Origin of the sequence: Roseateles sp. (genome assembly GCF_047654805.1) — a bacterium.
Lineage (GTDB): Bacteria > Pseudomonadota > Gammaproteobacteria > Burkholderiales > Burkholderiaceae_C > Pelomonas.
This window is the reverse complement of sequence record NZ_JASGIV010000001.1, coordinates 2,897,725-2,911,508: the sequence shown is the minus strand read 5'-3', so window position 1 is coordinate 2,911,508 and position 13,784 is coordinate 2,897,725. Positions and strand designations below refer to the sequence as shown.

The following is a 13,784-nucleotide window of genomic DNA, read 5'->3' as shown; positions in this document are numbered from 1 at the left end:
CCATGAGCAACAACACCCAAGCCGTCTCCGGCCACCAGCGCATCGAGACCAGCAACCTGCTGATGATCGTGCTGGTGCTGCTGACCGTGCTGGTCGGCGGTGTCGTCGAGATCGTCCCGCTGTTCTTCCAGCGCTCCACGACGCAGGCCGCGCCCGGCCTCAAGCCCTACACGGCACTGCAACTGGCGGGCCGCGACATCTACCTGCGCGAGGGCTGCTACAACTGCCACTCGCAGATGATCCGCCCGCTCGCAGCCGAGACGCTGCGATACGGCAAGTACTCCACTGCGGGCGAGTTCGTCTATGACCACCCCTTCCAGTGGGGGAGCAAGCGCACCGGTCCCGACCTTGCCCGCGTTGGCGGCAAGTACAGCGACGACTGGCACCGCATCCACCTGACCAACCCCCGCGACCTGGTCCCCGAGTCCAACATGCCGGCCTACCCGTGGCTTGAGAAGTCGCCCGTGGACGCGGCCGGCATGCCGGTCCGCTTGGCGGCAATGCGCACGCTGGGCGTGCCCTACACCGAGGACGAGGTGAAAGCCTCGGCCGAGGACGTGAAGGGCAAGACAGAGCTCGACGCGCTGGTGGCCTATCTGCAGGTGCTCGGCACCGCGAACAAGTAAGGAGCCCGCATCATGGGCATCAACGAACTCCGTGTGGCCGTGACCCTGGTGTCGCTGGCCGTCTTCCTCGGCATCATCGCCTGGGCCTGGCGCGGCCGCTTCGACGACGCCGCCCACCTGCCCTTCGAAGGAGGTGAGCAATGAGCGACTTCTTCAGCAGCGGCTGGTCCCTCTTCATCGCCGTCGCCACCATCGGCGGCCTCATTGCCTGCGGCATCCTGCTCATCATTGCGAGCCGCCGTCAGGTCATGGCCAGTGACAACACGACGGGCCACGTCTGGGACGAAGACCTGCGTGAACTGAACAACCCGCTGCCGGCCTGGTGGATGGGCCTGTTCGTGCTGACCATCGTCTTCTCCGGCATCTATCTGGCTCTGTACCCGGGCCTGGGCAGTCAGGCGGGCAAGCTGGGTTGGACCAGCCTGGGCGAGCACGCGGCCGACACCGCCAAGGCGCGTGCCGCCATGGCGCCGGTCTACGCCGCCTTCGCCGACCTGTCGCCCGAGCAACTGGCCAAGGATCCCAAGGCCCACACCATCGGTGAGCGACTGTTCGCCAACAACTGCGCGCAATGCCACGGCGCCGATGCCAAGGGCTCCAAGGGCTTCCCCAACCTGACCGACAACGACTGGCTGTGGGGCGGTACGCCCGAGGCCATCACCGAGACCATCACCAAGGGTCGCGAGGGCAACATGCCGCCCATGGCCGCAGCGGTTGGCACCAGCGACGACGTGCGCAACGTCGCCCATTACGTGCTGTCGCTCTCGGGCAGCCCGCACAACCCGCTGTATGCCCAGCTCGGCAAGCCCAAGTTCGTCGTCTGCGCGGCCTGCCACGGTCCTGGCGGCCAGGGCAACCCAGCCCTGGGGGCGCCCAACCTGAGCGACAAGATCTGGCTGCACGGCTGGGGTGAGGCCGCCGTCATGGCCATGGTCAACAACGGCAAGCACAATGTGATGCCGGCCCACGGCGAGCGCCTGACGCCCGAACAGATCCGCGTGCTGGCGTCCTATGTCTGGGGTCTTTCGCAATCACAGAGCGTTGCCACCGCCCGCTGAGTCAGATGCCAGATCCCACCGCGCCCGGCCCGGGTGACGCCACCCAGGTCATCCGGCTCTACCGTTCGGAAGACAAGATCCATCCGCGCGCGGTGGATGGCTTCTACGCCCGCTGGCGCTGGGCCTTCGTCGCCCTGACGCAACTGGTGTTCTACGGCCTGCCCTGGCTGGACTGGGGCGACCGTCAGGCCGTGCTCTTCGACCTGGAGGCGCGGCGCTTCTATATCTTCGGCCTGGTGCTGTATCCGCAGGACTTCGTGTACCTCACGGCCCTGCTGATGATCTCGGCCTTCGGGTTGTTCCTGTTCACTGCCGTCGCTGGACGGCTGTGGTGCGGGTTCGCCTGCCCGCAGACGGTCTACACCGAGATCTTCATGCGGGTTGAGCACTGGTTCGAAGGCGACCGCAACGCGCGGCTGCGGCTGGCCAAGGCGCCCTGGTCTTTCGACAAGCTCTGGCGCAAGAGCGGCAAGCAGCTCGTCTGGATCGCGCTGGGACTGTGGACAGGCTTCACCTTCGTTGGCTACTTCACGCCCATCCACACGCTGGGCCGCGAGGTGTTCGCCCTGGGCCTTGGGCCCTGGGAGACCTTCTGGGTGTTGTTCTACGGGTTCGCCACCTATGGCAACGCCGGATACATGCGCGAGCAGGTCTGCAAGTACATGTGCCCCTACGCGCGCTTTCAGAGCGCGATGTTCGACCGCGATACCCTCATAGTCAGCTACGACCCGGTGCGCGGCGAGCCGCGCGGCAACAATGCCAAGCGTGGCAAGAAGGGCGAGGAGCGCGCCGCGCCGCTGGGCGACTGCATCGACTGTGGCTTGTGCGTGCAGGTCTGCCCCACCGGCATCGACATCCGCGACGGCCTGCAGTACGAGTGCATCAGCTGCGCCGCCTGCGTCGACGTCTGCAACGGCGTCATGGACAAGATGGCCACGCCGCGAGGCCTGATCCGCTTCGATACCGAGAACGGCCTGGAACAGCGGTTGAGCCGCGCTCAGCGCTGGCGCCGCGTGCTGCGGCCGCGCGTGCTGATCTACACGGGCGTGCTGCTGGTCATCTGCTCGGCGCTGCTGTGGAGTCTGGCGTCGCGGCACGGCTTTCGTGTCGACGTGGTGCGCGACCGCGCTTCGCTGGCCCGCCTCGTCGAGGATGGCTGGGTGGAGAACGTCTACCGGCTGCAGGTCATGAATGCGACCGAGTCGCCGCAGCGGTACCGCATCGAGGCCGAAGGTCTGCCAGGGCTGGTGCTGGCTCAGGCCACCACCGTGGATCTGGGGCCGGCGGAGGCCCGCTGGGTGGCGGTAGCCCTGCGCATGCCGCCGGACAGCGCAGGCCAGCTCAAACCGGGTGCCCATCCCATGCGCTGGCGGATCAGCCGTGTCGGCGCCGGCTCGGGCGAGAGCGTTGTCGAGAAATCTACTTTCGTGCTGCCGCGCTGACGGCGAGGAGAACCCCATGTCCGCAGTCAAACCCGATTCCGCCTGGCGTGAGCCCATGGTGTGGCTGGTGGTCGGAGGCCCGGCCACCGTCGTCGTCGCGAGCCTCCTGACGCTTGCGCTTGCCATCAAGCATCCCGATCCGCCGCTGGACCTGCACCCCACGGCGCAGCGCGCCGCGGACGATGCCGAGCCAGCTGACGTGCGCTCTCAGTCCGGTGACGTGCCGGCCATGCTGGGCCGCAATCACGCCGCCACGGGCGCGACCGGGGTCCAGCGGTGAACGGCGGGCCCGGCCCCTCGCGCATCGCGCGCTTCGCGATGGCGGTGGCCTGGTCGTCCTTTCTTGCGGCCGGCGTGATGGAGCTGCTGGTGTTTGCCGTGGTGGATCCCGGCGACCTGCGATGGTTCGGTGCCGCCCCGCTTGATCTCCCGGCGCAGGCGGTCTATACGGTTAGCTTCCTGATCTTCTGGGGCGTCACGGCGCTTGGCGCCAGCCTGACGCTGCTGCTGGCCAGCCTGCCGGCGGACGATGTCAAGCCTGCGCGTCGTGCGCCGGGCTGGCCTCGCTAGCCGTCGCCACGACGCGCGCGTGCCGATCGTGGGTCCAGTAGGCCCAGGCCCAGTCCAGCAGCACCACGAAGCGGTTGCGGAAGCCGATCAGGAAGTAGACGTGCGCGAACAGCCAGAACAGCCAGGCCGGATAGCCTGAGAAGCGCAGCGCCCCGACCGGGGTGCCCAGGTCCACGACGGCGCTGTTGCGGCCTATGGTGGCGAGGTTGCCGTAGTCGCGGTAGCGAAAGGGTTGGGTCGGCGTGCCGGCCAACTGGCGGCGTATGTTGGCCGCGGCGCAGCGGCCCATCTGCTTGGCGCCAGGCGAGACGCCCGGCACCGGTCTGGGCTCGCGCCCCGGAACATGGCTGCGCGCGGCGGCGAGGTCGCCGATGACCTGGATGCGGGGGAAGTCCTTCAGGCTCAGGTTGGGCTCGACGACCACGCGGCCCGCACGGTCCTGCGCGCAGCCTGTGGCGTCCGCCAAAGCGCGGCCCAGCGGCGAGGCGGCCACGCCAGCGGCCCAGACGATGCAGCGGCTGTGCAGCCGCTCGGCGCCTGTGGCGGTCGTGAGGTCCAGCCCTTCGGCATCGATGCCGGTGACGCGGGCGCCCAGCTTCACCTCCACGCCCAGGGCCGTCAGCTGCTCGCGGGCGCGCTCGCTCAAGGACTCGGGCATGGCCTGCAGCACGCGGGGGCTTCCTTCCACCAGCAGCACGCGGGCTTGCCGCGGATCGATGCGGCGGAATTCACCAGGCAGCGTGTGGCGGGCGATCTCGGCGAAGGTGCCGGCCAGCTCGACGCCGGTCGGCCCGCCGCCCACGACGACGAACTGCAGCAGCGCCTTGCGCTTGACCTCGTCGTCTTCCCGCTCGGCAGCCTCGAACGCCAGCAGCACGCGGCGACGGATCTCGAAGGCGTCCTGCAGCGTCTTCAGCCCCGGCGCGAAGCCGGCCCATTCGTCGCGGCCGAAGTAGCTGTGCGTGGCGCCTGCGGCGACGATGAGGTAGTCCCAGCGCAGCAGGGCACCATCCTTCAGGGTGGCCGTCCTGCCCTGCGCATCGATGGCGATGACCTCGCCCAGCAGCGTCGTCACATTGGGCTGGCGCCGGAACAGGTGGCGTATGGGCGCCGCGATGGACGGCGCCGACAGCCCCGCCGTGGCCACCTGGTAGAGCAGGGGCTGGAAGAGGTGGTGGTTGGTCTTGTCGACGACGGTGATGTCGACATCGGCGGCACGCAGGGCGCGCGCCGCCTCCAGGCCGCCGAAACCGCAGCCGATGATGAGGACTTGGGGACGCATGGGGCCATCCTACGCCTTGGATGCTGCGCCGCAGCATCGACGCGCCCGAGCAGGGTGGCGCCGGGTTGGGGCGGATGCAAAGGCGGCCTGCTCCTACGCAGCGCGCGCGCCTGTCCCCCTAGGATGCGGCGCGCCCGCGCGCACCCTCAGTCCGATGCCCCCACCCAACTTCGCCGCAGCCACTTTGCCGACCGCCACGACCGCGTCCATGTCTTCCCACGACTCGGCCTGGCAGCGTCCGCGTGGGGGCAAGTTGCGCGGCCTGTCCTTCCACCAGTGTCTGCTGGCGGCCTTCCTGCTCATCACCGCGGTGCTGGGCGGTGCGGCGGCACAGGCGATGTTCGCTCTGGAGCATGTCGCGCTGCAGGGGCGTCAGGCCTCGCAGGACGCCGCGGCCCTGACGGCGCAGGTGCAGCGCCTGGCCGAGCGAACCGTGGCCATGGAGCGCAGCGCGCGCCAGTTTCTCGTGCTGGACGACTCCAGCCTGCGCGAGCGCTACCAGGGCGCCTGGGCGGATGCCCGCGCGACACAGGCGGTGCTGGCCGAGCTGATGGGTGATGCGGTCTCGCAGCCCTTGCTGGCTGAATGGGTGACCCAGGCCGGTGCCGCCTGGGAGGTGCTGCAAGGCCCTGCGCGGGCCCGCGGCGCGGCTTTGAAGCGGCTGACTCCGCTGTTCGCCCGCCTGCACCGCCTCAACGAGCTGCTGACCGAGCACAGCCAGCAGGCCATGGACCGCCGCAGTGACGCCGTCCTCGCGGAGCTGGAGCAGCAGCGCAACCTCATTAGCGGTCTGGTGCTCGGGGCGATCGCGTTGGCCGGCCTGCTTGCGCTTGGCTTCGGCCACTGGCTGCTGCGGCCACTGGCCCATGTGGAGGCCGTCATCGGCCGGATGGGCGACAACCGCTTTGATGAACCCATCGCCGTCGGCGGCCCGGCCGACCTGCGCCGGCTCGGCCGCCAGCTGGAATGGCTGCGCCAGCGGCTGGCGACGTTGGAGTCCGACAAGACGCGCTTCGTGCGTCACATCTCGCACGAGCTGAAGACGCCCATGGCTTCCATCCGCGAAGGCGCGGCGCTGCTGCGCGACGGAGTCGCCGGGCCGCTGACGGCCGACCAGACCGAGATCGTGCGCATCCTCGGCGACAACAGCATGGCCTTGCAGCGCCAGATCGAGGACTTGCTGCGCTACCAGACGCTGGCGTCGGACTCGCAGCAACTGCAGCGCCGCGCCACCGACCTGCCGGCGCTGCTGGCCCGCATCGTCGACGACCAGCGGCTGCTGTGGCAGGCGCGCGGGTTGGATGTGCGCGTCGAGGCCCCGCCCTGTGTCGCCGTCGTCGATGGTGAGAAGCTGGGCGTCGTGCTGGCCAACCTGCTCGTCAACGCGGTGCGCTTCAGCCCGCCGGGCGGACGCATCACGCTGGCGCTGGGGCAGGGCGAGGGCAAGGTCCGCATCGACTGCGTGGACGGCGGCCCCGGCGTCGCGACCGAGGATGCCGAACGCATCTTTGACCCCTTCTACCAGGGCCGAAACCAGGCGCCCGGCGCACGCCGCGGCAGCGGCATCGGCCTGTCCATCGTGCGCGAGATCGTGCAGGCGCATGGCGGCAGTTGTCGCCTGCTACCCGCCGAGCGTGGCGCCCATTTCCGGATTGAGATTCCCCATGCGACTTGAGCGACGACTGCCTGTACTTGCCCTGCTGCTGCTCCTTGCGGGCTGCCAGACCCCGCCGCCGGCACCCGAGCCAGCCCCGCCGTCACCTGCGCCGGTCTGTCCCGCACCGCCACCACCACCGCAACAGACCGACGAGCTGCAAGCCGTCCTGGTCTATGCGGAGGATCTGCGCAAGGCCCTGGCAATGAGCCAGGGGCGCGGCGGTGCCGAACTGGCCCAGGCCACAGCTCAGCTGGAGCTCGCCGCCAATGCGACCGAGCCCCAGGCGGAACCTCTCAAGCCTCTGGCGACCCTACTGGCCGCGCGTCTGGCCGAGCAGCGCCGGCTGCAGGACAACGTCGACAAGCTGACCCAGCAGCTGCGCGACAGCCAGCGCCGCAACGAACAGCTCAACGAGAAGCTGGAGGCGCTCAAGGTCATCGAGCAGACCCTGCCGGTGAAGCGATGAACCCTTCGACCAGCCGTCCTGCCGCGCTGCAAGCCGCCCCGTGCAGGTCGGCCTGGGAGCCTCGGGCACCGGCAGTCCCTGTGGATTGCCTGTGCCCACGTAAGGCCACGGGCCTCTGGCCCGTGGCGGGCCCAGCCTTCGGCCGAAAGCCGGATGAATCACTGAAACGAGGCCTGGCATGACTACACAAGCCACCATCCTGCTGGTTGACGATGACGCCGACCTGCTGCGCCTGATGACGATGCGGCTCAGCGCCGCCGGCCACGCTGTGCAGGCCGTCTCCAGCGCCGAGGCTGCGCTGGCCCACCTGGCCGTACGTCTGCCATCCCTCGTCATCACCGACGTGCGCCTGCCGGGCATGGACGGCCTGGCGCTGTTCGACGAGGTGCGCGCCCGTCACCCGTCGCTGCCTGTCATCCTGCTCACTGCCCATGGCAGCATTCCGGACGCGGTCGAGGCCACGACGCGCGGTGCCCATGCCTACCTGACCAAACCCTTCGACGGCCAGGAGCTGATGGCCAAGATCCACCGCGCGCTGCTCGTCAACGCGCCCGGTCCGGCGGCCTTCGACGGCGACGGTGCCTGGCGCAGCGAGATCATCAGCCGCAGCCCGCGCATGGCCGAGGTGCTCGCCGAGGCGCGGCTGGTGGCGGCCACCGACGCCAGCGTGCTGATCTCGGGCGACAGCGGTACGGGCAAGGAACTGCTGGCCCGTGCCATCCACAACGCCAGCCCGCGCGCGCAGAGGCCCTTCGTGGCGGTCAACTGCGCGGCCATTCCCGAGGCGCTGCTGGAATCCGAACTGTTCGGCCACGTGAAAGGTGCGTTCACCGGCGCGCAAGGCCATCGCCAGGGGTTGATCCCGGCTGCACAGGGCGGCACGGTCTTCCTCGACGAGATTGGCGACATGCCGCTGGCACTGCAGGTCAAGCTGCTGCGAGTGCTGCAGGAGCGCGTGCTGAGGCCGGTGGGCAGCAACGAGACGGTGGCGGTCGACGTGCGCGTGCTGTCCGCCACCCACCGGGACCTGGAGCTGGCGATGGCCGAGGGGCAGTTCCGCCCCGATCTCTTCTATCGGCTCAATGTCGTCAAACTCAGGCTGCCGCCACTGGCCGAGCGGCGCGAGGATATTGCGCTGCTGGCCCAGCACTTCCTGCTGGCGCTGGCGGAGCGGCACCGCAAGCCGGTCAAGGGCTTCGCGCCCGATGCGATGGAGGCGCTGGTGACGGCGCCCTGGCCAGGCAACGTGCGCCAGCTCTACAACGTTGTCGAGCAGGTCTGCGTGCTGGCCACGGCGGCGCTGGTCCCGCTGGCCCAGGTGCAGCGCGCGCTGCAGATGCCAGTGGCCGAGGTGTTGAACTACCAGCATGCCAAGCAGCGTTTCGAGCGTGACTACCTTAACCAGTTGCTCAATCTCACGTCCGGCCATGTCGCCGAAGCGGCGCGCCTGGCCGACCGCAACCGCACCGAGTTCTACCGCCTGATGCAAAAGCACGGGCTGGACCCACAGCTGTTTCGTACCGACCCCTGACGTCGTGCAGCGGCTTGTCGTTTGCATTGGCGCCAATGCGGGGCGGCGGCATGACTGATCCGACGGGAGAACTGGCTTGACCAGGAGGCGGCCTACGCGCGTTACCGTCCCGAGTTGCCGCCCGAGCTGGCGAAGTTCCTGGCCGCTGGCCGGGGTGAGCACTTCATCTTTGACATCGCGCGTTGCCTGCCGGAGGTGACCGATGAGACAGGCGGCTTGCGGCGTCGGATTGCGGCGACAAAAAACTGTCAGGCAAATCAGGGACTTAGGTCTTTGCGTCCCGCAGCTGTCGCCGCCTGGCGACAAAAAACATGTGTTGCTCGGCCATTGGCGCCTCGCCTGACCATGTCCCGTGCCTCAAGTGATTGATCGGAAAGAGGAATCCGGAACTGGCACAGCCTTTGCGCTATGTCCGTTCGTGGTGCCGCCCCGGCACCGCGTTTGATTCACGCATCTTCAGGAGATCCGCATGCAACAAGCATCCACCGTCGCCCGTCTGCTGTCCGCCGTCCTGATGGCGACCGCCGCCACCGCCTCTTTCGCCGCTGAGCCCGCCACCGCACCCGCCCAGCAGTCAGCGCAGGCCAGCGACGACGCCGCCATCGCAGCCCAGGCTTCCGCCGCTCTGCAGCAGGACAAGGATCTGCAGGCCCTGCCGCTGACCGTCAGCAGCGCAGGCGGCGGCGTCATCGTCGTGAAGGGAGCCGCGCCCAGCGCCGAACTGGCTCAGAAGGCCATCAAGCTTGCCCAGGCCGTGCCGGGCGTGAAGGAAGTGCGCAACGAGATCAAGGTCGGCTGACCCTTCTCCCATGTCCCAAGCCTCGCCTGCGCAAGCCGGCGAGGCTTTTGCCTTTTTAATGCAGGTCGAGCGTGCGGGCCGAACGCCCGGCCCCGACATTGGCCGGAGGTCGAGGGGAGGGCCGGGGCTGTGGTTTCAGCAGTGGCTGTTGTTGACCAGGGCCTGCAGCCCCGCTTGATCAAGGATGCGCAGTTGGCGTTGCTTGACCTCCATCAGCCCATCTTCCTGGAACTTGGAGAAGGTGCGGCTGACGGTCTCGAGCTTCAGCCCAAGGTAGCTGCCGATCTCCTCGCGCGTCATGCGCAGCACCAGGCTCGATGAGGAGAAACCGCGCGCCTGCAGGCGCTGCGTCAGGTTCAGCAGGAAGGCCGCGAGGCGCTCCTCGGCGCGCATGTTTCCCAGCAGCAGCATGACACCGTGGTCGCGCACGATCTCGCGGCTCATGATCTTGTGGAACTGATGCTGCAGCACGGTGAACTCGCGCGACAACTCCTCCAGGTCGCGGTACTGGATCACGCAGACGGAGGAGTCTTCCAGCGCGACGGCGTCACAGTGGTGGTGGTCGCTGCTGATGCCGTCCAGCCCCAGCAGTTCGCCGGCCATCTGGAAGCCGGTGACCTGGTCGCGGCCATCCTCGCTGCCGACGCAGGTCTTGAAGAAGCCGGTGCGCACCGCGTACAGCGCTTCAAAGCGGTCGCCGTTGCGAAACAGGTGGTCGCCACGCGGCACGCTGCGGCGCTTCTCCACCAGTCCGTCCAGCCTCTGCAGTTCGCCAGGGTTCAGGCCCACGGGCAGGCAGAGTTCGCGCAGGTTGCAGCTGGCGCATGCCACGCGCAGCGGCTCGAGCGTGGCGGAACTGGGTTGCCCCGGCATGTCGGGAGTGATCGGCACGCTCATGGCACGAGGCAGTGTGGTCAGCATGAAATGCATTGTTTGCGGCGGCACGCGCAGCGGCCTTGACCTGGATCAACGCCCGGCCCTGTTCGCGCCGGCAAAGTGGCAGCATGCCCGCTGTCACAGACCGCCCCATCGATGCCGACCTGCTGCGCCGCCACGACGTGGCCGGGCCGCGCTACACGTCCTATCCCACGGCCGATCGTTTCGTCGAGGCCCACCAGGCGCCCCAGCACCTCCAGGCGCTGCGCCAGCGCGGCACGGTGCAGCCGCTGTCGATCTACGTGCACATCCCATTCTGCGAGCAGCTCTGCTACTACTGCGCTTGCAACAAGATCATCACCAAGCACCATGAGCGGGCCGCGCCCTACCTGGCGGCGCTGGAAGTGGAGATGGATCTGGTTGCCGAGGCCGTGGGGGGGCCGGCGCCGGTGTCGCAGCTGCACCTGGGGGGCGGCTCGCCGACCTTCCTGTCGGACGCGGAGCTGACGCAGCTGATGGATGCGCTGCGCCGTCGCTTCAAGCTGCTGCCTGGCGCCGAGCTGTCCATCGAGGTGGACCCGCGCACGGTGGACGCCGGGAGGCTGGCGCATCTGCGCGGCCTGGGCTTCAACCGCCTGTCCTTCGGCGTGCAGGACTTCGACCCCGCCGTGCAAAAGGCCGTGCACCGCGTGCAGCCGCTGGAATCCGTTGCGGCGCTGATGAGCGCGGCGCGCGAGCTGGGCTTCGCGTCCATCAGCGTGGACCTCATCTACGGCCTGCCGCTGCAGACGCCGGCTTCATTCGCGCGCACCATCGCCCAGGTCGCCGAGCTGCGGCCGGACCGCGTCGCGATGTACGCCTACGCCCACCTGCCGCAGCGTTTCAAGCCGCAGCGCCGTATCGTGGCCGAACTGCTGCCGCCAGCGGGCGACAAGCTGGCCATGCTGTCAGGCGCGATCAGCGCGCTGCTCGGCGAGGGCTACGCCTACATCGGCATGGACCATTTCGCGCTGCCCGACGACCCGCTGGCCGTCGCCAAGCGCCAGGGGTTGCTGCACCGCAACTTCCAGGGCTATTCCACCCAGCCCGACTGCGACCTCGTGGGCCTGGGTGTGTCGGCCATCAGCCGCGTAGGCCCGACCTATGCGCAGAACGCCAAGACGCTGATCGAGTACGACGACGCGCTGCGCCAGCGCCAGTTGCCCATCCAGCGCGGCCTCGCGCTGACGCGCGACGACCTGCTGCGCCGCGCGGTCATCATGGCGCTGATGTGCCAGGGGCGACTTGAATTCGAGTCCATCGCGGCGTCCTACCTCGTCGACGTCCCCCGCTACTTCGCGGCCGAGCTGGAGCGACTTGTTCCGCTCGCGGAGCAGGGCCTCGTCGTCATCGAGCCGGGCGCCATCCAGCTTACGCCGCTGGGCTGGTATTTCGTCCGCGCCGTGGCGATGGTGTTCGACCGCTACTGCCAGACCGACGCCAGCCGCGAGCGCTTCTCAAAGATCCTCTGAGGGTCGCCGGGTGGATGCCGCGCTGATCGCCTCCGCCGCGCTGATGGGCCTGGCCGGCATGCCGCACTGCGCGGCAATGTGCAGTGCGCCCTGCGCACTGGCCGGTGGCAAGCGGCCGGTGAAGCTGCTCGCCGGGCGGGTGCTCGGCTATACGGCTGGCGGCGCCATCGTGGCGGCATCGGCCGAGGCACTGGCCCGGGCTTCGCAGAGCGCTGCGCTATTGCAGCCAGCCTGGGCGCTGCTGCAGGCGGCCTTGCTGCTGCTGGGGCTGACGCTGCTCGTGCGCGGCCGCATGCCGGTCTGGCTGGGTGCCGTGACCTGGCGCCCCAAGCCGAGCCATGCCTTCGCCACCGGCATGGCCTGGGTCATCATGCCCTGCGGGCTGCTGCACGCGGCGCTGCTGCTGGCGGGCCTGTCCGGCTCGGTGGCCGGGGGGGCGGCGACCATGGCCGGCTTCGCGCTGGCCAGCACCCCGGGCCTGGTCGTGGCGCCGCTGTGGCGGGCGCGGCTGCTCAGGCGTGGCGCGCGTGGAGAGATGCTGGCCCTGCGACTGGCCGGCCTGGCGCTGGTGCTGGGGGCGGCCTGGGCCTTGGGCCATGGGGTTTGGCAGAAGGTCATGCTGGCCTGCTGACGCGGCAAAATCGCCGCGTTTCGTTTTCCCTCTCTCGTCTCTTTGTGAAAGCCCCCAGCCATGTACCAACACATCACGGTGCCCGAAGGCGGCCAGAAGATCACGGTCAATGCCGACTTCTCGCTCAACGTGCCCGATCAGCCGATCATTCCCTACATCGAAGGGGACGGCACCGGCCTGGACATCACGCCGGTCATGCTGAAGGTGGTGGATGCGGCCGTGGCCAAGTCCTATGGCGGCCGGCGCAAGATCCACTGGATGGAGATATTCGCCGGCGAGAAGAGCACGAGGGTCTACGGCCCCGATGTCTGGCTGCCTGCGGAGACGCTGCAGGTGCTCAAGGAGTACGTGGTCTCCATCAAGGGGCCGCTGACCACGCCAGTGGGCGGGGGCATCCGCTCGCTCAACGTCGCGCTGCGCCAGGAGCTGGATCTCTACGTCTGCCTGCGCCCGGTGCAGTACTTTGACGGCGTGCCCAGCCCCGTGAAGGAGCCGCACAAGGTCGACATGGTCATCTTCCGCGAGAACTCGGAGGACATCTACGCCGGCATCGAGTACGAGGCCGAGAGCGACAAGGCGAAGAAGCTCATCGAGTTCCTGCAGCGGGAGATGGGCGTCACGAAGATCCGCTTCCCCGAGACCTCCGGCATTGGCGTCAAGCCCGTCTCGCGCGAGGGCACCGAGCGCCTGGTGCGCAAGGCTATCCAGTACGCGATCGACAACAACAAGCCCAGCGTAACCATCGTGCACAAGGGCAACATCATGAAGTTCACGGAAGGCGCCTTTCGTGACTGGGCCTATGCGCTGGCGCAGAAGGAATTCGGCGCCGAGCCCATCGATGGCGGTCCTTGGTGCCGGTTCAAGAACCCGAAGACGGGCAAGGACATCACCATCAAGGACAGCATCGCCGACGCCTTCCTGCAGCAGATCATCCTGCGTCCTGCCGAGTACAGCGTCATCGCGACGCTGAACCTCAACGGCGACTACGTCTCCGACGCGCTGGCCGCGCAGGTGGGTGGCATCGGCATTGCGCCGGGCGCCAACATGAGTGATTCCATCGCCATGTTCGAGGCCACGCACGGCACTGCACCGAAGTACGCCGGCAAGGACTACGTGAACCCCGGCTCCGAGATCCTGTCGGCCGAGATGATGCTGCGCCACATGGGCTGGACCGAGGCGGCCGACCTCATCATCTCCAGCATGGAAAAGGCCATCCTGAGCAAGAAGGTCACCTACGATTTCGCACGGCTGATGGACGGTGCGACGCAGGTGTCGTGCTCCGGCTTTGGCCAGGTCATGATCGACTGCATGTGAGGCCGCTGCGCCGGCCTCGCG

General features: G+C 68.4%; 15 protein-coding genes. 13 read left to right on the top strand and 2 right to left on the bottom strand.

Translation table 11 applies throughout. The annotated features are described in order from the left end of the window. The first annotated feature begins 2 nt into the window (after positions 1–2). The 6 genes from ccoO to QM732_RS13090 are packed head-to-tail and all read left to right on the top strand — an operon-like array spanning position 3 to position 3,696. Positions 3–626, top strand: a complete 624-nt coding sequence (ccoO, locus tag QM732_RS13115) for a cytochrome-c oxidase, cbb3-type subunit II (RefSeq protein WP_415656572.1) — start codon at positions 3–5, stop codon at positions 624–626. A 12-nt stretch (positions 627–638) separates the two neighbouring features. Next, positions 639–770: a cbb3-type cytochrome oxidase subunit 3 gene (locus tag QM732_RS13110; RefSeq protein WP_415656571.1), complete on the top strand. Its 132-nt coding sequence runs from the start codon at positions 639–641 to the stop codon at positions 768–770. Continuing rightward, positions 767–1,684: a cytochrome-c oxidase, cbb3-type subunit III gene (gene ccoP / locus QM732_RS13105; RefSeq protein WP_415656570.1), complete on the top strand. Its 918-nt coding sequence runs from the start codon at positions 767–769 to the stop codon at positions 1,682–1,684. Before QM732_RS13110 ends, ccoP begins: the two co-directional genes overlap by 4 nt. Before the next feature lie 5 nt (positions 1,685–1,689). Further along, positions 1,690–3,126: a cytochrome c oxidase accessory protein CcoG gene (gene ccoG, locus QM732_RS13100; RefSeq protein WP_415656569.1), complete on the top strand. Its 1,437-nt coding sequence runs from the start codon at positions 1,690–1,692 to the stop codon at positions 3,124–3,126. A 16-nt stretch (positions 3,127–3,142) separates the two neighbouring features. Then, on the top strand, positions 3,143–3,406 hold the full coding sequence (locus tag QM732_RS13095; RefSeq protein WP_415656568.1) for a hypothetical protein: 264 nt from the start codon (positions 3,143–3,145) through the stop codon (positions 3,404–3,406). Next, positions 3,403–3,696 (top strand): hypothetical protein, encoded by a 294-nt coding sequence (locus tag QM732_RS13090; protein ID WP_415656567.1) that lies wholly within the window; start codon positions 3,403–3,405, stop codon positions 3,694–3,696. The genes QM732_RS13095 and QM732_RS13090 overlap by 4 nt, the downstream gene beginning before the upstream one ends. Here QM732_RS13090 and QM732_RS13085 read toward each other — a convergent pair. Continuing rightward, a complete protein-coding gene (locus QM732_RS13085; protein ID WP_415656566.1) occupies positions 3,659–4,978 on the bottom strand; it encodes an NAD(P)/FAD-dependent oxidoreductase in 1,320 nt (439 codons plus the stop codon). The genes QM732_RS13090 and QM732_RS13085 overlap by 38 nt on opposite strands. Positions 4,979–5,186: 208 nt before the next feature. Between QM732_RS13085 and QM732_RS13080 the strand changes: the two genes are divergently transcribed. From QM732_RS13080 to QM732_RS13065, 4 genes are all read left to right on the top strand, one after another. Next, entirely contained in the window at positions 5,187–6,653 is a 1,467-nt protein-coding gene (locus QM732_RS13080) for a sensor histidine kinase (protein WP_415656565.1), read from the top strand. After that, positions 6,643–7,101, top strand: a complete 459-nt coding sequence (locus QM732_RS13075; protein ID WP_415656564.1) for a hypothetical protein — start codon at positions 6,643–6,645, stop codon at positions 7,099–7,101. Before QM732_RS13080 ends, QM732_RS13075 begins: the two co-directional genes overlap by 11 nt. 178 nt (positions 7,102–7,279) lie before the next feature. Next, positions 7,280–8,632, top strand: a complete 1,353-nt coding sequence (locus QM732_RS13070) for a sigma 54-interacting transcriptional regulator (RefSeq protein WP_415656563.1) — start codon at positions 7,280–7,282, stop codon at positions 8,630–8,632. A 469-nt stretch (positions 8,633–9,101) separates the two neighbouring features. After that, positions 9,102–9,431 (top strand): BON domain-containing protein, encoded by a 330-nt coding sequence (locus tag QM732_RS13065; protein ID WP_415656562.1) that lies wholly within the window; start codon positions 9,102–9,104, stop codon positions 9,429–9,431. A 135-nt stretch (positions 9,432–9,566) separates the two neighbouring features. Here QM732_RS13065 and fnr read toward each other — a convergent pair whose 3' ends face one another. Then, positions 9,567–10,304 (bottom strand): fumarate/nitrate reduction transcriptional regulator Fnr, encoded by a 738-nt coding sequence (gene fnr / locus QM732_RS13060; RefSeq protein ID WP_415659380.1) that lies wholly within the window; start codon positions 10,302–10,304, stop codon positions 9,567–9,569. A gap of 131 nt (positions 10,305–10,435) precedes the next feature. Here fnr and hemN point away from each other — a divergent pair, with 131 nt between their 5' ends. Genes hemN through icd form a run of 3 tightly spaced genes read left to right on the top strand, consistent with a single transcriptional unit; the run spans position 10,436 to position 13,763 of the window. Then, positions 10,436–11,818 (top strand): oxygen-independent coproporphyrinogen III oxidase, encoded by a 1,383-nt coding sequence (gene hemN, locus QM732_RS13055; RefSeq protein ID WP_415656561.1) that lies wholly within the window; start codon positions 10,436–10,438, stop codon positions 11,816–11,818. 10 nt (positions 11,819–11,828) lie between these two features. Continuing rightward, complete coding sequence (locus tag QM732_RS13050; RefSeq protein ID WP_415656560.1) at positions 11,829–12,449, top strand: sulfite exporter TauE/SafE family protein; 621 nt, start codon at positions 11,829–11,831, stop codon at positions 12,447–12,449. A gap of 60 nt (positions 12,450–12,509) precedes the next feature. Continuing rightward, positions 12,510–13,763, top strand: a complete 1,254-nt coding sequence (gene icd / locus QM732_RS13045) for an NADP-dependent isocitrate dehydrogenase (RefSeq protein WP_415656559.1) — start codon at positions 12,510–12,512, stop codon at positions 13,761–13,763. Positions 13,764–13,784: the final 21 nt, after the last annotated feature.